Annotated in this window: 19 protein-coding genes; 7 read left to right on the top strand and 12 right to left on the bottom strand. The window is 71.9% G+C overall.

Annotated features, from left to right (window positions below; translation table 11 throughout):
- Nucleotides 1-45: 45 nt before the first annotated feature.
- From ASC60_RS27970 to ASC60_RS27960, 3 genes are read right to left on the bottom strand one after another with little or no spacing between them, the layout of a single operon-like run.
- Entirely contained in the window at nucleotides 46-288 is a 243-nt protein-coding gene (locus ASC60_RS27970; protein WP_055555708.1) for a hypothetical protein, read from the bottom strand.
- A 49-nt stretch (nucleotides 289-337) separates the two neighbouring features.
- Entirely contained in the window at nucleotides 338-1,180 is an 843-nt protein-coding gene (locus tag ASC60_RS27965; protein WP_055555706.1) for a class II fructose-bisphosphate aldolase, read from the bottom strand.
- Between the two features lie 30 nt (nucleotides 1,181-1,210).
- The gene (locus tag ASC60_RS27960) at nucleotides 1,211-2,104 is read right to left on the bottom strand and encodes an SIS domain-containing protein (RefSeq protein WP_055555704.1); all 894 of its coding nucleotides are present in this window, start codon (nucleotides 2,102-2,104) and stop codon (nucleotides 1,211-1,213) included.
- 143 nt (nucleotides 2,105-2,247) lie between these two features.
- Between ASC60_RS27960 and ASC60_RS27955 the strand changes: the two genes are divergently transcribed.
- Nucleotides 2,248-3,036, top strand: a complete 789-nt coding sequence (locus ASC60_RS27955) for a DeoR/GlpR family DNA-binding transcription regulator (RefSeq protein WP_055555702.1) — start codon at nucleotides 2,248-2,250, stop codon at nucleotides 3,034-3,036.
- 59 nt (nucleotides 3,037-3,095) lie between these two features.
- On the opposite strand, the gene aroQ is transcribed toward ASC60_RS27955, so the two are convergent.
- Nucleotides 3,096-3,569, bottom strand: coding sequence for a type II 3-dehydroquinate dehydratase (aroQ, locus tag ASC60_RS27950; protein WP_055555700.1), 474 nt, complete (start codon nucleotides 3,567-3,569; stop codon nucleotides 3,096-3,098).
- Between the two features lie 188 nt (nucleotides 3,570-3,757).
- Here aroQ and ASC60_RS27945 point away from each other — a divergent pair, with 188 nt between their 5' ends.
- Complete coding sequence (locus ASC60_RS27945) at nucleotides 3,758-4,135, top strand: L-rhamnose mutarotase (RefSeq protein WP_055555698.1); 378 nt, start codon at nucleotides 3,758-3,760, stop codon at nucleotides 4,133-4,135.
- A 200-nt stretch (nucleotides 4,136-4,335) separates the two neighbouring features.
- Nucleotides 4,336-5,874 carry a S1 family peptidase gene (locus ASC60_RS27940; protein WP_055555696.1) on the top strand — a complete coding sequence of 513 codons (1,539 nt, stop codon included), beginning with the start codon at nucleotides 4,336-4,338 and terminating at the stop codon, nucleotides 5,872-5,874.
- A gap of 81 nt (nucleotides 5,875-5,955) precedes the next feature.
- Here ASC60_RS27940 and ASC60_RS27935 read toward each other — a convergent pair whose 3' ends face one another.
- Nucleotides 5,956-6,780, bottom strand: coding sequence for a uracil-DNA glycosylase (locus ASC60_RS27935; protein WP_055555694.1), 825 nt, complete (start codon nucleotides 6,778-6,780; stop codon nucleotides 5,956-5,958).
- Complete coding sequence (gene polX, locus ASC60_RS27930) at nucleotides 6,777-8,522, bottom strand: DNA polymerase/3'-5' exonuclease PolX (protein WP_055555692.1); 1,746 nt, start codon at nucleotides 8,520-8,522, stop codon at nucleotides 6,777-6,779. Before polX ends, ASC60_RS27935 begins: the two co-directional genes overlap by 4 nt.
- Before the next feature lie 153 nt (nucleotides 8,523-8,675).
- On the opposite strand from polX, the gene ASC60_RS27925 reads away from it, so the two are divergent.
- On the top strand, nucleotides 8,676-9,833 hold the full coding sequence (locus tag ASC60_RS27925) for a hypothetical protein (protein ID WP_055555690.1): 1,158 nt from the start codon (nucleotides 8,676-8,678) through the stop codon (nucleotides 9,831-9,833).
- Between the two features lie 400 nt (nucleotides 9,834-10,233).
- Here ASC60_RS27925 and ASC60_RS27920 read toward each other — a convergent pair whose 3' ends face one another.
- The 5 genes from ASC60_RS27920 to ASC60_RS27900 all read right to left on the bottom strand — a co-directional run bounded on the left by ASC60_RS27920 (nucleotide 10,234) and on the right by ASC60_RS27900 (nucleotide 16,492).
- Nucleotides 10,234-10,914: an HdeD family acid-resistance protein gene (locus ASC60_RS27920; RefSeq protein ID WP_055555688.1), complete on the bottom strand. Its 681-nt coding sequence runs from the start codon at nucleotides 10,912-10,914 to the stop codon at nucleotides 10,234-10,236.
- Nucleotides 10,915-11,056: 142 nt separating this feature from the next.
- Nucleotides 11,057-11,893, bottom strand: coding sequence for an SDR family oxidoreductase (locus ASC60_RS27915; RefSeq protein ID WP_055555686.1), 837 nt, complete (start codon nucleotides 11,891-11,893; stop codon nucleotides 11,057-11,059).
- 169 nt (nucleotides 11,894-12,062) lie between these two features.
- Nucleotides 12,063-12,887, bottom strand: coding sequence for a SigB/SigF/SigG family RNA polymerase sigma factor (locus tag ASC60_RS27910; RefSeq protein WP_055555684.1), 825 nt, complete (start codon nucleotides 12,885-12,887; stop codon nucleotides 12,063-12,065).
- Between the two features lie 193 nt (nucleotides 12,888-13,080).
- The gene (locus ASC60_RS27905; protein ID WP_055555682.1) at nucleotides 13,081-14,004 is read right to left on the bottom strand and encodes an AEC family transporter; all 924 of its coding nucleotides are present in this window, start codon (nucleotides 14,002-14,004) and stop codon (nucleotides 13,081-13,083) included.
- A gap of 184 nt (nucleotides 14,005-14,188) precedes the next feature.
- Nucleotides 14,189-16,492 (bottom strand): glycoside hydrolase family 3 N-terminal domain-containing protein, encoded by a 2,304-nt coding sequence (locus ASC60_RS27900; RefSeq protein WP_107097182.1) that lies wholly within the window; start codon nucleotides 16,490-16,492, stop codon nucleotides 14,189-14,191.
- Nucleotides 16,493-16,711: 219 nt separating this feature from the next.
- On the opposite strand from ASC60_RS27900, the gene ASC60_RS27895 reads away from it, so the two are divergent.
- Genes ASC60_RS27895 through ASC60_RS27885 form a run of 3 tightly spaced genes read left to right on the top strand, consistent with a single transcriptional unit; the run spans nucleotide 16,712 to nucleotide 19,867 of the window.
- Nucleotides 16,712-18,088, top strand: a complete 1,377-nt coding sequence (locus tag ASC60_RS27895) for an MFS transporter (RefSeq protein ID WP_055555680.1) — start codon at nucleotides 16,712-16,714, stop codon at nucleotides 18,086-18,088.
- The gene (locus tag ASC60_RS27890) at nucleotides 18,085-19,155 is read left to right on the top strand and encodes an exo-alpha-sialidase (protein WP_055555678.1); all 1,071 of its coding nucleotides are present in this window, start codon (nucleotides 18,085-18,087) and stop codon (nucleotides 19,153-19,155) included. The genes ASC60_RS27895 and ASC60_RS27890 overlap by 4 nt, the downstream gene beginning before the upstream one ends.
- Nucleotides 19,156-19,192: 37 nt before the next feature.
- Nucleotides 19,193-19,867 (top strand): GntR family transcriptional regulator, encoded by a 675-nt coding sequence (locus ASC60_RS27885; protein WP_055555676.1) that lies wholly within the window; start codon nucleotides 19,193-19,195, stop codon nucleotides 19,865-19,867.
- Nucleotides 19,868-19,893: 26 nt separating this feature from the next.
- Here the strand turns inward: ASC60_RS27885 and ASC60_RS27880 are convergent, their stop codons facing one another.
- On the bottom strand, nucleotides 19,894-20,574 hold the full coding sequence (locus tag ASC60_RS27880) for a GntR family transcriptional regulator (RefSeq protein ID WP_055555674.1): 681 nt from the start codon (nucleotides 20,572-20,574) through the stop codon (nucleotides 19,894-19,896).
- Nucleotides 20,575-20,636: the final 62 nt, after the last annotated feature.

Genomic DNA, 20,636 nt, shown 5'->3' with positions numbered 1-20,636 from the left:
GTGCCGGCCGCGCGGGTGCCGGTGCGCGGTGGGAGGGGCGAAAGGTCAGTTGTTCTGGACGAACTGCTCGGCCAGGCCGTCGCCGGCCGAGACCGCCTTGTCGTGGTTCTCGATGGGGGACACCGAGGAGTTCTTGAAGAGGATGTACGTCACGCCCGACTCGGCGCCGCCCGTCTCCGGGTTCGGGTCGATGCCGTCGCAGACCGGCACGGTCGCCGACGTCTCGTCGTCGGCGCGGTACTTGCCGCTGGATATCTGCGAACAGTTCTTGACCGCCCATGTCGACACTGCGGGCGCGTCAACACTGCGGTCACGTCAACAGCGCGAGTGCGCGGTCTCAGCGCGGTACGGCACGCACCAGGGCCAGCAGACGGGTCACCTCGCGGGCCACCGCCTCGCGCCCCGCCGCGACGTAGCGGCGCGGGTCGACCACCTCCGGGTGGTCGGCGAGATGGCCGCGGATCGCCCGGGTGTAGGCCACGTTGAGGTGGGTGGCGATGTTCACCTTCGTCAGACCCGCCGCGACCGCGCGGGTCAGATCGGCCTCGGGTACCCCGGAGGAACCGTGCAGCACCAGCGGCACGGGTACGGCCGCGCGCAGCGCCGCGACCAGCTCCAGGTCCACCACCGCCTCCTTCACCACCATGGCGTGCGAGGTGCCCACCGCGACCGCGAGGGCGTCCACGCCCGTCGCCGCGACATAGGCGGCGGCCTCGGCCGGATCGGTCCGGGCGCCGGGGGAGTGCACCCCGTTCTTGCCGCCCACCTCGCCCAGCTCCGCCTCGACCCACACCCCGGCGGCGTGGCAGTCGGCCGCCACCGCCGCCGTGGCGGCCACATTGGCGTCGTAATCGCGCGCCGAGGCATCGAACATCACGGACCCGAAGCCGAGCCCGAGCGCTTCCCGCACCAGTCCGGGCTCGGTGGCATGGTCCAGATGCACCGCGACCGGCACCCGCGCGGCGTGGGCCACCTCGACGGTGGCCCGGCCGATCGCGGCCAGGGCGCCGTGATACCGCACCGCGTTCTCGCTGATCTGCAGGATGACCGGTGCCCCGGCCGCCTCCGCCCCGGCCACGATCGCCTGGGCGTGCTCGATCTGGATCACATTGAACGCCCCCGCGCCGAGCCCGCCCCGCAACGCCGGTCCGACGATCTCAGCGGTGGTCACCAGCGGCATGGCCCGTCTCCCTTCGCTTGCTCCGCCCGCTCAACCGAGGATCACCGAGCGGGTGAGATTGCGGGGCTGGTCGGGGTCGAGGCCGCAGCGCCCCGCGATCGCCACCGCGAGCCGCTGCACCAGCACCAGTTCGGCCAGCGGATCCCGGCCGTATCCGACGAGCCGGCCACCGGGCCCGGTGACCTCCTCCTCCGCCAGCCCGGACGGGCCCTCGCCGAGCCACCACACCACACTGCGCGGGCCGGTGACGCTGATCGGCCCGTGCCGGTACTCCATCACCGGGTACGCCTCGGTCCACGCGCCCGCCGCCTCGCGCATCTTGAGCGCGGCCTCCTGTGCGACGCCGTACGTCCAGCCGCGCCCGAGGAAGGTGAACTGACCCGCCTCCACGAGCCCGTCGGGCAGCGGCGCGGCGAGCGCCGCCGCGCCGTCCTCGACCAGACCTTCCAGGCCATGCCCCGCATGGGCGCGCAGCAGCGCCAGTTCACTGGTCGCCCAGCGCGTCTGCACCACCGACCGCTCATCCGCGAAGTCGAGCACGACCGCCGCGTCCGCCAGGCCGGTGACCGGGGAGCCGTGGACCGCGGTGATGACGGAGGTCGGCACCCCGCCCCGGAGCCGGCCGAGCAGATCCAGCACCTCGGTCGTGGTGCCCGACCGCGACAGCGCGAGCACCCGGTCGTAGGCGCGCCCGGCCGGCATCTCCGACGCAGGGAACGCGTCCGTCTCGCCCTGGCCCCCGGCCTCCCGCAGCGCCGCGTACGCCTGGGCGATGAACCACGAGGTGCCGCAGCCGACGACGGCGACCCGCTCACCGGGCCGGGGCAGCGCCTCGCGCACCGGCCCGTCCGGATCCCGGGCCAGTTCGACGGCGCGGCGCCAGCAGTCGGGCTGGCTCGCGATCTCGGTCTCGGTGTGGCTCATATGGCTCCCCAGTCCGATGGCTGCGAATGCGCGAAGATGCTTCGTACAGCCCGATAATGCGCATGATCTTGCAGGGAAGTCCAGGGCGCCCACCACCGGGGTAGGGTGAACCGCGACGGTACGACGGGGGTCGAGGAGACGGCGTGAAACGGCCCGAGCGCTGGAACGCCCTGCTGGAACTGCTGGCCAGGGACGGCAGGATCGAGGTCGAGGAGGCCGCCGCCGAACTGGCGGTGTCCGCCGCCACCATCCGGCGGGACCTCGACGAACTCGCACAGCAGCAGATGCTCAACCGCACCCGCGGCGGCGCGGTCGCGCACAACCTGTCGTACGACCTTCCGCTGCGCTACAAGACCGCCCGGCGCGCCTCGGAGAAGCAGCGGATCGGCGCCGCCGTGGCCCGCATGGTCGAGCCCGGCGCGGTCGTCGGCCTCAACGGCGGCACCACCACCACCGAAATCGCCCGCGCCATCGCCACCCGCGGCGAACTGTCCGGCTCCGACGGCGGCGGTCCGGCCGTCACCGTCGTGACGAACGCCCTGAACATCGCCCATGAGCTGGCGGTGCGCCCGCACATCAAGATCGTGCTCACCGGCGGGGTGGCCCGCCCCCAGTCGTTCGAGCTGATGGGGCCGCTGGCCACCGGGGTGCTGGACGAGGTCTCCCTCGATCTGGCCGTCCTCGGCGTGGACGCGCTGGACCCCGAGCGGGGCGCGGCCGCCCACCACGAGGGCGAGGCCAGCATCAACCACCTCATGGCCCGGCGCGCCGCCCGGGTGGTCGTCGCGGCCGACAGCTCCAAGCTGGGCCGGCGGGCGTTCGCCCGGATCTGCGCGCTGGACGAGATCGAGGTGCTGGTCACGGACACCGGCGCCACCGAAGAGGCGATCGCCCCGTACACCGAGGCCGGTGTCCGCGTCATCCGGGCCTGAAGCCGGGCCTGAAGCCGGACCTGACGGGCCCGGGGTTCAGGTCTTCACGTCCATACGTCTCACTTCTTCATGGCCGCGAGCAGCGCGGCCGCCCGCTCCACAGCGAAGGCGTAGCCCTGGATGCCGCATCCGGCGATCACGCCACTGGCGAGCGCGGAGACATAGGAGTGCTGCCGGAACGGCTCACGCTGGTGGATGTTGGAGATGTGCACCTCCAGGATCGGCATGTCGTCGCAGATCGCCAGCGCGTCACGCAGGGCCACCGAGGTGTGGGAGTAACCGGCGGGGTTGATGATGACGGCCGCGTGCCGCTCCCGGGCCTCCTGGATCCAGTCGATCAGCTGCCCCTCGTGGTTGCTCTGCCGGCAGTCGGTGGTGAGCCCGTGGGGGGCGGCCGTCTCGGCGACCAGCTTCTCGATGTCGGCCAGGCTGTCGGTGCCGTAGATCTCCGGCTGTCGGCGGCCGAGGAGGTTCAGGTTCGGCCCGTTGAGAACCAAGATCGTGGAACGGTCGCGCACGGGGGTGCTGGCCATGGCGTTGGGGTCCTTCCGTCGTCGTCGTCGGCGGGTGCGGGGCGTCCGGCGGTCGCGCCGCTCCGCGGAGCATCGTAGATCGCCTGCCCGGAGACCGTTGGCGGCCGGGGCCGGAGGGGGCAGAGTGGCTTCGGGCATGTGCCCATGGACCATGACCGGCCATGACGGTGGATGAAGGGAGATCGCCGATGCGCGTGGCGCTGCACTCGGTCCTCAAGGAGGGCCAGGAATCGGGGTACGAACGGGAGCACGCCACGGTTCCGGCGGATCTGCTGGAGTCGCTGGGCCGGGCCGGGATCACCAACTGGCGGATCTGGCGCAGCGGACGCCATCTCTTCCACCTCGTGGACTGCGAGGACTTCGCCGCGGCGATGGCGGCGCTGGACGAGGACCCGGTCAACCACCGCTGGCAGGAGTTCATCGGCGCCTACGTCGACCACTTCGAGACCACGGAGGGTTCCCCGGTCGGGGAATCGGCGCAGATGGCCCTGGGGGAAGTGTGGCAGCTGCGCGTCCAGGCGGCCGGGGCCGCCGGTGGCGACGGTGCGGGTGGGGACGCGGACTGAGGGCGCGGAACCGGCGGACCCTACCGCTCCGGATCGATCGGCGCAGCCATTCATCACACTGTGAGTCATGGTGAGAACGGAGTAAACGCCTCCCGTACTGCTTGGTGGCCCTGCGCGGGGGCGTGGCGGAAATGCAACAGGCGCTCCGCACACGCCCCGCGCCCCCCTACTGGAGGTCAGTGTTGAGCCACCACCGACGTGTGAACAAGCGGACCCTCGCCGTTTCCGGAGCTGCTGTCGTCGCGCTCGGGGCAGCCGCCCTTCTGCTGCCCAATGCCAACGCGAGCCAGGACAAGACGACGGACGTGAAGACCTTCTCGTCCCCGTCGGCAGTGAAACTCGCGAGGAGCCTCGCCTCTGACCTCGGTGACAACGGCGCTGGCTGGTACTTCAACAACGACACGAGCCAACTGGTCATGAACGTCATGACCGAGGACGCGGCGAAGACCGTGGAAGCCAAGGGCGCCGTCGCCAAGATCGTGCAGAACAGCATGTCCGAGCTGAAGGCCGCCACCAAGACGCTGAGCACCGACGCCTCGGTGGCCGGTACCGCCTGGTCCATCGACCCGGTGACGAACAAGGTCCGGGTGACCGCGGACAAGACCGTGACCGGCGCCAAATGGGACACGCTGACCAAGGCCACGGACGCGATGGACGGCATGGTGACCGTCCAGCGGACGAAGGGCGAGTTCAAGAGGTTCGACGGCGGCGACCCGGCCCAGCAGGACGCGAACGGCGACGCCGCGGGCGCAGGGGACGCGGCGGGCGACGCCGCCGGGAACGCGGGTGCCGGCGGTGCCGGTGACGCCGGGGCCGCGGGCGGCGCCGGAGACGCGGGTGCCGGTGGCGCTGGAGACGCCGGTGCCGGTGGGGCTGGAGACGCGGGTGCCGGTGGCGCGGGCGGTGGCGCAGCGGCCGGCGGTGTCGTCGGCGGCGATGCCATCTTCGGTGGTGGCGCCCGCTGCTCCCTCGGCTTCAACGTCTCCGTCGACGGAGCGCCCGGCTTCCTGACCGCGGGCCACTGCGGCAACGAGTCCGAGGCCTGGACCGCGGACCAGGCGGGTGCGCAGGCGCTGGGCACGGTCCAGGACACCAAGTTCCCCGAGACCGACTTCGCGCTGGTGATGTACGACGACGCGACCACCCAGCCGGAGAGCGCGGTCAAGCTCGCCGACGGCAGCAACCAGGCGATCGGCCGGGCCGTCGAGGCCAGCGTGGGCCTCAAGGTGCAGCGCTCCGGCAGCACCACGGGTGTCAGCGACGGCGAGGTCACGGGCCTCAACGCCACGGTGAACTACGGCGGTGGCGACATCGTCAACGGCCTCATCCAGACGAACGTGTGCGCGGAGCCGGGCGACAGCGGCGGCGCGATGTTCGCCGGGGACGCGGCGGTCGGCCTCACGTCCGGCGGCAGTGGCGACTGCACCCAGGGCGGGGAGACCTTCTTCCAGCCGGTGACCGGTGCCCTGGAGGCCACGGGCGCCGTGATCGGCGCCGGTGACGAGGGCGCGGGCGATGCCGGTGGCGCAGGCGCCGCGAACGCCGGTGCGGGCGCCGAGGGTGCCGCGAACGCTGGCGTGGGCGGCGCAGGTGCCGCCAATGCTGGTGCGGGTGCCGAGGGTGCCGCGAATGCCGGTGCGGGTGCCGAGGGTGCCGCCAACGCGGGCGCGGGCGCCGGTACGGGCGACCAGAGCGGCGCCGGAGCCGGTGACGCCGCCAGTGGGGCCGGGGTCAACTGACCCGGTCCACTCCATGAACGAGGCCCCGGGCACCCTCCTGCCCCAGTGCCCGGGGTCTCACCTTCTCACCGCATGCCCTGATCAGCCGCCCTCCGCAGCGGGGGTCGACGGAGTGGCGGGCGGCGGCAGCAACCCGGCCGCCTCCGCCGCCGCGCCGAGCACATCGTGCAGCATGGCCGGGGTGAGGCGGCCGGTGAAGGTGTTCCGCTGGCTCACGTGATAGCAGCCGAACACCCGTAGCGGGGCGCCCCCGTCGGCGGCCTCCAGCGTGATCCGCGCGCCGTGCCCGAAGGCGGGCCGCGGCCGGGGCACGCTCCATCCGGCGGTGGCCAGCACGGGCAGGGCGGCCTGCCAGCCGAAGGCCCCGAGCACCACCACCGAGCGCAAGGTCGGGCGCAGCAGACGCAGTTCCCGCTCCAGCCACGGGCGGCAGGTGTCCCGCTCCCCGGGGGTCGGGCGGTTGGCGGGCGGGGCGCAGTGCACCGGCGAGGTGACCCGGACCCCGCGCAGCGCGAGGCCGTCGCCGCGGTGGGTGGCGACGGGCTGGTTGGCCAGGCCGACGGTGTGCAGGGCCGCGTACAGGAAGTCGCCGGAGCGGTCGCCGGTGAACATCCGGCCGGTGCGGTTGCCGCCGTGCGCGGCCGGGGCGAGGCCCACGACGGCGAGCGCCGCGTCCGGCGGGCCGAATCCGGGCACCGGCCGGGCCCAGTAGTCCCAGTCGGCGAAGGCCGCCTGTTTGGTACGGCCCACCTCCTCCCGCCACGCCACCAGCCGCGGGCAGGCGCTGCACCGGCTCACCCGCTCGTCCAGCTCGTCGAGGGTACGGGCGCCGGGCGCCCGGCGGGCGGGCTCGGCGCGGACGGGCTCGGCACGGGCCGGTTCGGCAGGAGAATCGCGTGGCGTCATACGTCGCGCGGGTGCCCCGCGCCCTTGCGCAGGAAACGCCGCAGCCGGGTCAGCGGCCAGGTGTTGATGACATCGTCGGTGGTCAGCCAGCCGCGCTGGGCCATGCCCACCCCGTACCGAGGATTGGCGAGGTCCAGCGTCGAGTGCGCGTCGCTGTCGATGGCGAACACCACGCCGTGCTCCTTCGCCCGCAGGATGTTCTCGTCCGACAGGTCCAGCCGGTTCGGATGCGCGTTGATCTCCAGCGCGGTGCCGGTACGGGCACACGCGGCGAACACCGCGTCCAAGTCGGCGTCGACGCCGGGCCGCTTGCCGAGGATCCGGGTCGTCGGATGGCCGATGATGTTGACGTGCGGGTTCTCGCAGGCCCGCAGGAACCGCCGGGTCATGGTGTCCCGGTCCTGGCCGAACTGCGTGTGCACCGACGCCACGCACAGATCGAAGCCCTCGAGGAAGTCGTCGGGCCAGTCGACCTCTCCCTCGGCGTCGATGTTCAGCTCCACACCGTGCAGCAGCCGCATGTCCCGGCGGCCGCGCCCGCGGTCCATGGCGCGCAGCCGCTCCCGCTGGGCGAGGATCTTCTCCTTCGTCATCTGCTGCATGTACAGCTTCGGCGCGTGGTCGGTGACGGCGTAGTACGCGTAGCCGCGCCGCTCCGCCGTGGCGATCATGTTCTCCAGCGGTTCGAGGCCATCGGTGAGGTCCGTGTGGGTGTGCAGATCGCCGCGCAGATCGGATTCGACGACGAGCAGGGGAAGTCGGCCCTCCAGCGCGGCCTTCACCTCGCCGCGGTCCTCGCGCAGGGTCGGCGGGATCCAGTCCATGCCGAGCCGCGCGTACACGTCCTCCTCGCTGCGTGAGGCGATCTTCTTTCCGCTCTTGGTCTCGAAGAGGCCGTACTCCGACAGCTTCAGGCCGTGGCGCACCGCGATCGCGCGAACCCGGATGTTGTGGGCCTTGGAGCCGGTGAAATACAGCAGCCCCGCGCCCCAGGAGTCCAGCGGCAGCACCCGCAGATCCACCTGGAGCCCCTTGGTGGTGCGGATGGACGTCTTCTTCTCGCCATGCGCGATGACCTCCGTGGTGTACGGGAGCGCGGTGAACGCGTCCATGAACGGCGCCGATTCGGCCGCCGCCACCAGGATGTCCACATCGCCCACGGTCTCCCGCATGCGGCGCAGCGACCCGGCGTACGCGACCCGCTCGCAGCCGCGCACCCGGCCCAGCGCGGCCACGATGTCGTCGGCGAGGTCCATGGCGTCGTCGAGCGGAGCCCGGCCGCCCGCGGCCCGCAGCAGCCCGATGCCGTGCAGGATGTTCTCCTCGGACTTCGGGCCGAAGCCCCTCAGATCGCGCAGCCGGTGTTCCTCGATCGCGGTGGCCAGCTGCTCGACCGAGGCGATGTCCAGCTCCTCGTACAGCACCATGGCCTTCTTCGGCCCGAGCGCCGGGATCGCGGTCAGCTCCCGCACCCCGGCCGGGATCGCGGCGCGCGCCTCCTCGACGGCGGGCACATGTCCGGTGCGCAGATACTCGACGACCTTGTCGGCGATCGACTTGCCGACGTTGGGGATCTCCCGCAGCCCCTTCACATCGAGCCCCGCCACATCGGCGGGATGGCCGCCGATCGACCGCGCGGCCTTCTCGTAGGCACGTGCCTTGAACGCGTCCCCGCCCGTGATCAGGAGGAGATCGGCGTACTCACGCAGGAGGGCTTCGACCTCCTCGTTGGAGCGAGCCATGGGACAGATTCTAGTCGCCGTACGGCCGGACGGCCCTGGCGATCCCGTGGACCTGGAGGGATCCTTGATGCGTGAAGCGCCCCACGCGGCCGCTGGGGCGCGGCGATCCGGACGCCCGTCCGGGTCGTGTGTTTCCCCGGTTTGGGGGAGGTCATGGACGTTGGATTCCTGAAGCCGTTGTTCGATCGCCCCGGCCCGTGGGCGTGCGTCTACCTCGACACCTCGCGTGTGACGGAGGACGCCCCCACGCGGCGCCGGCTGCGGGAGCGGTTCGTGGCCGGTCAGCTGACCGCCCAGGGCGCCGACCCCCGCACCCGTGAGGCGCTGGTGAGCAGGCTGGCCGGCCGGCGGGCGGCCACCGCGTCCGCCGGACGGGCGCTGTTCGCCGCGGACGGCGAGGTGGTGCTCGACCTGCCGCTGGCCGCGTCCCCGGGCGACGTCGTGACGTCCTGGTCGCCACTGCCCCGGGTGGCGCCGCTGGCGTCGCTGCGCGGCGAGTGGCCGTCGTGCCTGGTGGCGTACGTGGACCGGACGGGCGCCGATCTGGAGCTGCGCGACGAGGGCGGGGCCCGCCCGGTGTGCCGCGCCACAAGCGGGGCGCCACGGGGCCGCGGCCACCGCTCGGTGCCCGCCGACCGGTACGAGTGGCACTACCGCAACCGGGTCGAGAACGACTGGGAGCACACCGCGGACCTCGTGGCCGAGGAGCTGGTACGGCAGTGGCCGGACAGCGGGGCGCCGCTGCTGGTCCTGGCGGGCGATCCGCGCGAGCGCAGGGCGGTGCGCGACCGGCTGCCCGAGCCATTGCGCGACCGGGCGGTGGTGGCGCGGCACGGCAGCCGGGCGCCCGGACCGGCCCGGGAACTCCTGGAGGCGGAGATCGACCACGCCCGCGCGGACCACGCCCGCGCCCATCTGGAAGCCGTACTGGATCTCTTCCGTGCCGGGCGCGGCCGCCCCGGCGGGCACATCGCGAGCGGCCACGACGGCTCCGCGCCCAGCGGGGCGGCGGAGGGGGTGCCCGCGGTGGTGGAGGCGTTGCGCAGCCATCAGGCGGCCACTTTGCTGCTCGGGCAGGCGGGCGGCGACATGCGCCATGAGGTGTGGGTCGGCCCCGGCGCCGATCAGGTGGCGGTGCAGCGGGCCCAGGCGCGGGCGCTGGGAGTGAGCACGCCCGAGCCGGCGCGCGCGGACGACGCGCTGATGCGGTCCGCGGCGGTGGCCGACACCGAGGTGCTGCTGGTGCCCGAGGGCGTGGCAGGACCGGCCGGGGGACTGGGCGCGGTGCTGCGCTGGCACGGACAGGCCTGAGCGCCGACAGGAGCCCTTACCGCATCTGACAGCGTGTCGAAAGCTCATCGCCTTCGAAAGCTCATCGTGTCGAAAGTTTCTTTCTCGGCGAGTCAGACACATGGGGTAAGTTCACACTTTTGTATGCTTTCTCCAGCGCGTCGTTCCCCCCTGTCGGACAGTCACTGTCCGTACGGTCACGAAAGGGGCTCCATATGCAGACGATGGAGGTTCGCCCACCGGTACCCAGCCGTTCCCGTAGTAGATGGCGTCGATACGGTCGGCTCGCCGCCGCGAACTTCGTGCGCGGCGCGTCGTACGCATCCGGCACCGCGGCCATCGGTCTGATGGCGTGGTGGGTGCAGACCCATTAGCCCACAGGTTGTCGCGACAGCCGCTCGGGGCGGCTGTCGCGGTGGTTCTAGGCTTGCGGATGGGGCTGATGGCGGAAGCGGAATCCGTGATGTGCCTGGCGGGGGGCATGGCCTCCGAGCCGGGCCCGCAGCTGGATCCCGTGAATGACCTCGATGATGCCCAGGACCAGCAGCCAGACGCCGGTCACCAGGGTGAGCGCGGCGATGGAGCCGAAGGGCGACACGATCAGCACGATTCCGGCCAGGGCGGTGATGACACCGAGGAAGATCTGCCAGCCGCGGGCGGGGATTCCCGTGTCCTGGACGGCCATGACGGTGTGCATGACACCCCGCAGCAGCCAGGCGAATCCGATCCACAGCGCGAGCAGCAGGATCGACTGGGCCGGACCCCGGAAGCAGATCAGGCCGAGGAACACGCTCACCGCGCCGCTGACGAAGCTGAGGACGCGCATCGATCCCGGGATGTGCGCCCCGAAGGCCGCGACCAGCTGAACGATGCCGGTGATCAGCAGATAGACACCGAACAGGGCGCCGACCACCGCAAGGGTGGCCGCGGGCCACACCAGCACCAGCAGCCCCAGCACGATCGCGACCAGACCCGCGGTCAGCAGCATCTGCCACGCGGCATCCGACAGGGTGCCCAGCAGGCCGGTGAAGGGGCGGTCAGGACCGGCGGCGCGCTCATCGCGCTGTTCGGCGTCGCGCGAGTTGTCCGAGGGGAACGTCATCGTCGTCCACCTCCTTGAGGGAACAGTGACACCACCATCGTCGCTCCCCCCGCGCCTTATCGCCTGATGGTGGCGCGTGGGCCCGGCCGATGTGCCCTTCACGCGTCATCGTGGCGCCTGGGGCGGCGCCATCGTGGCGCGGTCAGCCGCCCGTCGCGAAGCCGGGGAAGAGGGTCATCCCGCCGTCCACGTACAGCGTGGTGCCCACGACGTAGTCGCACAGGTCGGAGGCGAGGACGACCGCCGCGTACGCGATGTCCTGCGGCTCACCGATCCGGCCGTAGGGGATCAGCTCCAGCAGGGCGTTCCGGGCGTCCTCGGTGTCCCACGCATCACGGTTGATCGGGGTCCGGATGGCACCCGGCGCGACCGCGTTCACCCTGATCTTCTGCGGCGCCAGCTCCTGGGCCATGGTCTGCATCATCATCGACACACCGCCCTTGGACGACGCGTAGTTCACATGACCGGCCCAGGGGATGATCTGGTGGACCGAGCTCATGCAGATGATCTTCCCGGCCGCCCGTGACACCTCGGGAACGACACCGCGCCGCTGGAATTCCTTGACCGCCTCCCTGACGCACAGGAACTGACCGGTGAGGTTGACCGAGAGCACCTTCTCCCAGTCCGCCAGGGTCATCTCCACCGTCGGAGCGTCGCGCTGGAGGCCCGCGTTGGCGACCAGGATGTCGATCGTGCCGAGCCGGTCGACCATGGTGGACACCATGTCGACCACCTGGTCCTCGCGCGACACATCCGCCTGGTGGGCGTAGGCGCGCACACCGTGGCCCTCGATCTCCTTCACGACGGCCTCGGCGGCAGGCCGGTCGGAGACGTAGTTGACGACCACATCGGCGCCCGCGCGCCCCAGGGCGATGGCGGTCGCCTTGCCGATGCCCGAGTTGGCCCCGGTCACCAGCGCCTTCTGGTCCGTGAGGAGCCCCAGGTCGGACAGCGAGGGCGGGCCTTGGGGGGTGGTCATCAGTGTTCTCCTTCGCTGGGTGTCCGCCGCCGGGTGTCCGTGGGTCGCGCGTCCCGACCCTTCCAGCCCGGGGCGGACCCGGCGCTCTCCACGGCGCCACGGTCACCCGCTGAGGCGATGCACATCGTTCCAGCGGCGCAACGCGGGGGAGCGGCGGGCGGTACGTCGTTCAGCTTGCGACCGGCTCGGCCATGGCCTGGGCGCGCAGCGTCGAGCAGGTGCGGTTGATGAGCCGGGAGACATGCATCTGGGAGATGCCCAGCTGCTCGGCGATCCGGCTCTGGGTCATGTCGCAGAAGAACCGCATGTAGAGGATCTGGCGCTCCCGGTCGGCCAGCCGCCGGAGCCCGGGGCGCACCGCCTCGCGTTCCACCACCCGGTCGTACTCGGGCTCCTGGCAGCCGAGCGTGTCCGCCAGCGAGTAGCCGTCGTCCGCGCCGGTCAGCTGGGCGTCGAGGGACAACGGGGTGAAGCTGCCCATGGCCTCCATGCCGATGCGCACCTCCTTCTCGCTGAGGCCGGTGCGCTCGGCGATGGCCTCGGTGGGCACCGTGGCGTCGTCGAGGGACTGCGACAGCTCCCGGTGCGCGACCCGCACCCGGTTGCGCAGCTCCTGGACCCGGCGCGGGACGTGCAGCACCCACAGGTGGTCCCGGAAGTGGCGCTTGATCTCGCCGACGACGGTGGGCACCGCGAAGCCCGCGAACGCCGTGCCGTGCCCGGGGTCGTACCGTTTGACGGCCTTCACCAGGCCGAGCGCGGCCACCTGCTCCAGGTCCTCCAGGGCTTCGCCCCGGTTGCGGTACTGGCGGGCCAGCCGCCGCGCCATCGGCATCCACGCCTCCACCACCCGCTGCCGCAGCGCCTCCTTCTCGGGGCCGTCGGGGAGGCGGGCCATCTGGTGGAACTCGGCGCTGGTGTCGGGGGCGTCGTCGTGCGGGTGCTTCGAGGAAGCGGACCGGGGACGTGTCCTGTGCTGCGCTGCGGTCGTCATGTCACACACCTCCTGCAGTGGGCTGACGGGTCGCCTGGGACCGTGGTCGCTGCCATGCGGGAGCGCGCAGGATACGGACCGGGGGCCGTGTCCTGGAGCCGTCAGAGCGCTCCCACGGTGCGTGCCTCCGGTCCGAAGCACGTTCAGTCGCCTGCCCTGGGCCTCCAGGGGTAAACCCAACCGGTTCCCGGGCTCAGCCCAGCAGTGCCGCCACCGTGATGAGCACCGGCGCGGCCAGCACCGTGGACAGCAGGATGGACTCGCGGGCCAGGATGGTGCTCGTGTCGTAGCGCACGGCGTAGGTGAAGAGGTTCTGTGCCGAGGGGAGCGCGGAGGTGACGACGGCCGCGAGGAGGGCCGGGCCGCTGAGCCGGAAGACTCCGGCCGCGATGGCCCAGGCCACCACCGGCTGGCCGAAGGATTTCAGCGCCACCGACAGCAGCACCGGGCCGCGCTCCTCGCCGCGCCCGGGCAGCTCACTGCCCGGCAGCGAGATGCCGAAGGCGAGCAGCACGGCGGGTACGGCCATGCCGCCCATCAGCGTGAACGGTTCCATGACGGGCCCGGGCACCCGCCACCCCGAGGCGGCCACCGCGACCCCGGACAGCGAGCCGATGACGACGGGGTTGCGGAAGGGGGTGGTCAGCCGGCGAACCAGCGAGGGCGGATGCTCCCCGGGGCGGCTGAGGTCGATGACGGTGAGTGCGATCGGGGTCATCACCAGTTGCTGGAACAGCAGCACCGGGGCGATGAGGGACGCGTCGCCGAGGACGTACACGGCGATCGGGATGCCGAGGTTGCCCGCGTTCACATAACTCGCGCACAGGGCGCCGATCGTGGTGCGGCCCACGCTCCACTTGCGTACCGCGCCGACCGCGACGAACGCGCCCGCCACCACGAAGGTGCTCAGGGCCGTGACGAGCAGCGGGGTCGAGACGACGACGGACAGGTCGGCGCGGGCGAGCGTGGAGAACAGCAACGCGGGGGAGGCGACGTTGAAGGAGAGCCTGGTCAGGACCTCCCGCCCCGACCCGCCCAGCGCTCCTCGGCGGCCGAGCACATAGCCGGTGACGATGATGCTCGCGATGACGCCGAAGCCGGTGATCACACCGCCCACGGGGCCTCCGCCCGGCCGGAGTTCCGGTGGGCCGCGGGGTGCCGCGGGCCGGGGCGGGGTCTCGGGACGCGGGGCGAGGGACGGGGCGCGGCGGTCATGAGCGGTGTCTTCCCGGGCTGGAGTTGTCAGCATGCACCCTACAAGTAACCCGGGCGCGCGGTGCAGAAGACCGGACGCTGTCCCACTATGTGATCGTCAGGACGCGTTCACCCTTCGCCAGCGAGCTGTTGCCGGCGAAGATCTGGATCTCTCCCTTCTCCACCGTGAACGTGCCGTCCCGGTCATGGGTCCAAAAGCCCAGATCCTCGGCGCCCAGCCGGAAACGGACGGTGGTGGACTTGCCGGCGCCGAGGGTGATCCGGCGGAAGCCGCACAGCCGCCGCACCGGTTGTACGACGCTGGCCACCGGGTCGCGCAGATACACCTGCACCACCTCGTCCCCCTCGCGGTCCCCGGTGTTGCGCACCGTGACCGCCACCTCCACGGTGTCGCCCTCGCGCAGCGCGTCGGCCGTGACGCGGCTGACGGACAGCTCCGGCGCGCCGATGTCGAAGGTGGTGTAGCCGAGGCCGTGGCCGAAGGCGAACTGCGGGCCGTCGGCGAGATCGAGGTACTTGGAGGTGTACTTGTTGTCCGGGTCGTAGGGGCGCCCGGTGTTCTCGTGGTTGTAGTAGAGGGGGATCTGCCCGACCGAGCGCGGGAAGGACACGGGCAGTTTGCCGCCGGGGTTCACGCTGCCGAACAGGACGTCCGCGATGGCGTTTCCGCCCTCGATGCCCGGATGCCACGCCTGGAGCACGGCGGGCGCCGAGTCCAGCCAGCCGCCCATCGTCAGCGGGCGGCCGCTGACCTGGACCACGACGAAGGGCGTGCCGGTGTCCGCGATCGCCGCGATCAGCTTCTCCTGCTGCCCGGGCAGGCTGATGTCGCTGCGTACGGCCGCTTCCCCGCTGAGCGCCGAGGCCTCCCCGACCACGACGATCGCCACCTCGGCCGCCCTGGCGACCGCGGCGGCCTTGGCGATGCCGCCGGTGTCCTCGCCCGCCGGGTCCACGCCGCGGGCGTGGTCGACCCGGGCCTTCGGCGCGGCGTCCTTGACCGCGTCCAGGACGGTGACCGGCGCGAACGCGTCCGCCCAGGGCCCGGCCCAGGAGCCCCGCAGATCGGTGGAGTCGCCGAAGGGCCCGACGACGGCGATGGAGGAGACCGACCGGCTGAGCGGGAGCAGCGCCGTCTTCCCCTTCCCGGCCGGGACGTTCTTGAGCAGCACCATGGTGCGCGCGGCCGTCTCGCGCGCCGCCGCCCGGGACTCCTTGGTGGGCTCCTCGATTGCCGCGTCCTCGTCCGCGTAGGGGTGTTCGAAGAGCCCGAGCCGGAACTTGAGCCGCAGGACGCGGGCCACCGCGTCGTCCAGCCGCGCGGCGGTGATCGCCCCGCTGCGCAGCAGCCGCTTGCCGTGGTCGGCCAGGGTGGTGCTGACCATCTCCATGTCGACCCCGGCGTTCAGCGCCAGCCGCCCGGCGTCGGCGTGGTCGGCGGCGAAGCCATGGACCGTCATTTCCTGAACGCCGTTGTAGTCGCTGACGACGACGCCGCCGAACTCCCACTCCTCTTTGAGGATGTCGGTGAGGGTGTGCCGGTTGCCGTGGGCGGGCACCCCGCCGATGGTGTTGAAGCTCGCCATGACGGTGGCCACCCCGGCGTCCACGGCCGCGAGGAAGGGCCCGAGGTAGAGGTTGCGCAGCCGGGCCTCGGAGACGTCCACCGTGTTGTAGTCGCGTCCGCCCTCGGCGCCGCCGTACGCCACGAAGTGCTTGGCGCACGCCGCGAGCCGGTCCTTCGCGCTCAAGTCCTCGCCCTGGTAGCCGCGGGTCTTGGCGGCGGCGAACGCGGCCGTCAGATGCGGGTCCTCGCCGCTGCCTTCGGAGATCCGCCCCCAGCGCGGTTCGTGGGTGACGTCCATCATGGGGGAGAAGGCCCAGTGCACCCCGCCCGAGCGGGCCTCCCTCGCCGACACCTCGGCGTCCCGTTCGGCCACCGCCGGGTCGAAACTCGCGGCCTGGGCCAGCGGGATGGGGAAGGTGGTCCACATGCCATGGATGACATCGAGGCCGAACACCAGCGGGATGCCCAGGCGTGACTCCTCCACGGCCATCCGCTGGAGCGCGTTGGTGGACTTCGCGCCGTAGATGTTGAGGACGGAGCCGAGCCGTCCCTGGCGGGCCGCCTTCTCCGCCGCGGCGGTCTGCCCGCCGCCGGGCCCGGTGTCGCCGGTCCAGGCGAGCTGCTGCAGCTGGCCCAGTTTCTCCTCGACCGTCATCCGCCCCAGCAGGGCCTGGACCTTGGCCTCGTACGGGGCGGGCTCCGCCGTAGGTCCCTCGCCCGGGCCCGGCCGCTCCCGGGCGTGGGCGGTGCCGGTGGCGGCCCTGCCCGCGATGGCGGTGCCACCGGCCGCGGCGAGCACCGTTCGTCTGCGCACACCATTCATGTTCTTCGTCCCTTGAAGAGTCTTGAAGAGTTCTGAGGGTGTTCCGGGTGTCCGACGGTTTTGATCTTTAAAAAGTTGAACCGAAGGTACGGAGTCGCCCCGGGGCCGTCAAGGGTGCGCCCATTGACAGGCGTGGTGCGGGCTCCCATACTTCGCCACGGTTAACCGTGAACGGTTAACCAATGTCCCGGGCAACGAGGCCCCGAGCAGGAGAACCACATGACCTCACGCCACGCGTCCGTACAACTCCGCCGCACCGTGCTGTCGAGCTTCATCGGCAACACCATCGAGTTCTATGACTTCCTGCTCTACGGCCTCGCCAGCGCGCTGGTGTTCGGCGATCTCTTCTTCCCGAGTCTGAGCCCGTTCGCGGGCACCCTCGCCTCGTTCGCCACCTTCGGCATCGGCTTCATCGCCCGCCCGCTCGGCGGCTTCGTCTTCGGCCACCTCGGCGACACCATCGGCCGGAAGACCACGCTGGTCACGACGTTGTGCGGGATGGGCGCCGCCACCTTCGCCGTCGGTCTTCTGCCAACGTACGACACCATCGGGATCTGGGCACCGGTGCTGCTCGTGGTCTTGCGCTTCATCCAGGGCTTCATGGTCGGCGGCGAATGGGGCGGCGCCATGCTGATGGTCGTCGAGAACGCCCCGGCACACCGCCGCGGTTTCTTCAGCGCCTGGCCCAACACCGGCGGCTTCTCCGGACAGCTGCTGGCCACCGGAATGTTCGCGCTGATGGGCCTCCTGCCCGACGGGTCCTTCCAGTCCTGGGGCTGGCGCGTGCCGTTCCTGTGCAGCGCGGTGCTGGTGGGCGTAGGGCTGTGGATGCGCGGCCGGCTCGGCGAGTCCGCAGTGTTCGAGCAGGTCAAGCACGAGGAGGGCAAGGCCAAGGCGCCACTGCTGGACGTGCTGCGCCATGACTGGCGGAGCGTGCTGCTGATCATGTCGCTGCGGTTCAGCGAAAGCGTGCCGTTCTTCCTCCTCACCGTCTTCGCGGTGTCCTACGGACCGGAACACCTCGGCATCCCGAAGGCCACCCTGACCACCGCCATCATGATCGCCTCGGTGCTCGCCTTCCCCGCCCACGGCTTCTTCGGCGCGCTGTCCGACAAGGTGGGCCGCCGCCCGGTCTACGTCTACGGCGGCCTGGCCGCCGCGGCCCTGGCCTTCCCGGCGTTCTGGCTGCTGAAGTCCGGCTCCGCGGTGCTGATCGTGCTGGCGTACTGCCTGGTCATCAATCTCGCCCACAACGCCTGCAACGCCGTCCAGCCCGCCCTGTTCACCGAGCTGTTCGGCTCCAAGGTCCGCTACAGCGGCGCCTCGGTCGGCGCCCAGCTCGGCGCGATCGTGGCCGGTGGTCTCACTCCGTTCATCGCCACCGCGCTCACCGGCGGCGGCGACAACTGGATCCCGGTGGCCGCCTACGCGAGCGCCGTCGCCCTGATCTCGGCGGCCGCCGCGTACTTCTTCACCCCCGAGACCTCCCGACGCGACCTGGTCGACACCAGCTCCGCGATGGCGGCCGGACCCGAACCCGCGCCCGCGCCGGACACCAAGCCGGCCGCGGCGCCGGAGACCGGCGCGGTCGCGTGACCGTCCACCGCGAGTTCGTCCTGCGCGACGACCCCCGCTTCGGCCACTGCCACGCCTCCACCCTGCTGCCGCTGCCGGAGGGCGAGGCGCTGGCCGCCTGGTTCGCCGGAAGCCGGGAGGGCGCGGACGACGTGGCGATCTGGCTGGCGCGGCGGACCGGCGGCGGGTGGCAGGCGCCGGTGAAGGTGGCGGACGAGGCGGGGCTGCCGCACTGGAACCCCGTCCTGTTCGCCACCGGCCACGGCGAGGTGCTGCTCTTCTGCAAGACCGGCCACCGCATCCCCGGCTGGCGCACCCGGGTGCTGCGCTCCCGGGACGGCGGCCTCGGCTGGTCCGCCCCCGCCGAACTGGTGCCGGGCGCGGAAGGGGCCGGTGGGCGCGGGCCGGTGAAGAACAAGCCGATCCGCCTCGCCGACGGCGGCTGGCTCGCGCCCGCCTCCGTCGAGGAGCCGCGGAGCGCCGGTGGCCGCTGGGACGCGTTCACCGACCGCTCGGACGACGGCGGCGCGAGCTGGCGGCGCTCCGCGCCCGTACCGCTGGACCGCCCGGCGTTCCGCGGCGCCGGGGTCATCCAGCCGACGCTGTGGGAGAGCGCCCCGGGCGAGGTCCGGATGCTGCTGCGCAGCTCCTGCGGCCGGGTGTGCCGCAGCGTCTCCCACGACGGCGGCCGTACCTGGTCGACCGCGCGGCCGCTGGACGTCCCGAACAACAACAGCGGTCTGGACGCCGTACGGCTCGCCGACGGCCGGGTGGTGCTGGCGCACAACCCGGTGGCCGCCGCGTGGGGCGCCCGTACCCCGCTGGTGCTGTCCGTGTCCGAGGACGACGGGATCACCTGGCGCCGGGCGGTGGTGCTGGAGGACCGGCCCGCCGCCCGCCCCGGCGCCATCGTCCCGGACGAGACGGGCGTACGGACCGACGGCCGAGCCGAGTTCTCCTACCCGGCGGTCGTGCCCTGGGCGGACGGCGTCGCCGTCACGTACACCTGGCAGCGGCGCGGCATCGCCTTCGCCACCGTTTCCGGAGCGGCCCTGGGGAGGAATAATGAGTCGGCGGTTAACGGTTGACTGAAGACGTTCCGCCCCCCCCAGAAGGAGCCCGTCGGTGCCCATCACCTCGCTACAGCAGCAGTCCCTCGGCGATCGGGTCGCCCACGAGCTGCGCGTCCTCATCATCTCAGGACGGCAGCGCCCCGGCACCCATCTCGTCGAGGGCGCCCTCGCCGAGCAGTACGACGTCAGTCGCGGACCGGTCCGCGACGCGCTGCGGCAGCTGGAGGCCGAGGGGCTGGTCGAATCCCGGCGCCGCGGCGTCTTCGTCACCGGGCTCACCGAGGACGACGTCGACGAGCTGTACACGCTGCGCGAATCCCTGGAGACCCTGGCCCTCACCCTCGCCATCGGCCGGGCCGGACCCGGCGACTGGGACCGGGCCCAGGGCTTCGTCGACCGGATGCGGGACGCCGCCGACCGCTCCGCGCCCAGCGACTTCGCCCTCGCCGACCTGGAGTTCCACTCCCAGTTCTACCTGCTGTCCGGGCACCGCCGGCTGGTCGCCGTCTGGGAGCAGTACCGCCCCACCTTCGGCGTCGTCCTCGACGTCACCAACGCCCAGGACGTCGATCTGCACCCCTCCGCCGAGGCCCATGTCGACCTGCTGGAGACCGTGCGCGGGGGCGAGACCGAGACCGCCGTCACCACCCTGCGCGAGCACCTCCTCGGCGCCAGGAACCGGCTCCGCTCGGCGCTGCGCGCCGCACGGGCCGCCAACGAGGGCTGACCGGCGGCCCGGGGGCGCCGGGACCTTCAGTGCCCGCGCTCGTCCATGCCCGTCATCAGGGCCTGGTGACTGGCGCGCACATGCTCGCGCATCACCCGCTCGGCACCGTCGCCGTCCTTGGCCTGGATCAGGCTGAGGACGCGGTGATGCTCGGAGTCCGACTCGATGAGCCGCCCGGGGCGGGACAGCGAGGTGCGCACCAGCCGGGCGTAGGCGAGCTGGTTCATCAGGGTGCGGTAGTGCCCCTCCAGCTTGCTGTTGTCCGCGCCCCTGACGATCAGATCGTGGAACTCGTGGACCAGCGCCGCGTACCGCTCCGCGTCGCCGTCCCTGACGGCCTGGTCGGCCGCCCGCATGCTGGCCTCCAGCTGCTCCACCTCCGGTACGTTCCCACGGAAGGCGAGCAGCCGGGCGGCGGCGCCCTCGAACAGCTCCTTCATCTGGAACAGCTCGGTCAGCTCACGGCGCGACGGTACGGCGACGAACGTGCCGACCCGGGGCCGGACTTCCACCAGCCCTTCTATCTGGAGCTGCTTGAGGGCCTCGCGGATGGGGGTCCGGCTGACCCCGAAGGTCTCGGACAGCGCCATCTCGGACAGGCTGGAGCGGGGCGGCAGTTCGCCACTGATAATCATCTGCCGCAGCTCTTCGGCAACCCTCGCCTGCATGCTGGTCTGCTGAAGCCGCTTGCCTGTGGGTCGTTGCATGGCACGTGACAGTAGGCGGGGCGCTCTCGCCCCGTCAACCGAGGACAGGCTCGTGTGGTCTG

It is taken from the genome of Streptomyces sp. NBRC 110028 (genome assembly GCF_001417735.1).
Lineage (GTDB): Bacteria > Actinomycetota > Actinomycetes > Streptomycetales > Streptomycetaceae > Streptomyces.
The sequence above is the reverse complement of the archived record's forward strand: the minus strand, read 5'-3'. Positions and strand labels throughout refer to the sequence as shown.

Bases quoted from the DNA above. Each gene is read 5' to 3' on its own strand.
- ASC60_RS27965 (WP_055555706.1), bottom strand. From the start codon at position 1,180: ATGCCGCTGGTGACCACCGCTGAGATCGTCGGACCGGCGTTGCGGGGC.
- ASC60_RS27960 (WP_055555704.1), bottom strand. From the start codon at position 2,104: ATGAGCCACACCGAGACCGAGATCGCGAGCCAGCCCGACTGCTGGCGC.
- aroQ (WP_055555700.1), bottom strand. From the start codon at position 3,569: ATGGCCAGCACCCCCGTGCGCGACCGTTCCACGATCTTGGTTCTCAAC.
- ASC60_RS27945 (WP_055555698.1), top strand. From the start codon at position 3,758: ATGCGCGTGGCGCTGCACTCGGTCCTCAAGGAGGGCCAGGAATCGGGG.
- ASC60_RS27935 (WP_055555694.1), bottom strand. From the start codon at position 6,780: ATGACGCCACGCGATTCTCCTGCCGAACCGGCCCGTGCCGAGCCCGTC.
- polX (WP_055555692.1), bottom strand. From the start codon at position 8,522: ATGGCTCGCTCCAACGAGGAGGTCGAAGCCCTCCTGCGTGAGTACGCC.
- ASC60_RS27925 (WP_055555690.1), top strand. From the start codon at position 8,676: ATGGACGTTGGATTCCTGAAGCCGTTGTTCGATCGCCCCGGCCCGTGG.
- ASC60_RS27920 (WP_055555688.1), bottom strand. From the start codon at position 10,914: ATGACGTTCCCCTCGGACAACTCGCGCGACGCCGAACAGCGCGATGAG.
- ASC60_RS27915 (WP_055555686.1), bottom strand. From the start codon at position 11,893: ATGACCACCCCCCAAGGCCCGCCCTCGCTGTCCGACCTGGGGCTCCTC.
- ASC60_RS27910 (WP_055555684.1), bottom strand. From the start codon at position 12,887: ATGACGACCGCAGCGCAGCACAGGACACGTCCCCGGTCCGCTTCCTCG.
- ASC60_RS27900 (WP_107097182.1), bottom strand. From the start codon at position 16,492: ATGAATGGTGTGCGCAGACGAACGGTGCTCGCCGCGGCCGGTGGCACC.
- ASC60_RS27895 (WP_055555680.1), top strand. From the start codon at position 16,712: ATGACCTCACGCCACGCGTCCGTACAACTCCGCCGCACCGTGCTGTCG.
- ASC60_RS27880 (WP_055555674.1), bottom strand. From the start codon at position 20,574: ATGCAACGACCCACAGGCAAGCGGCTTCAGCAGACCAGCATGCAGGCG.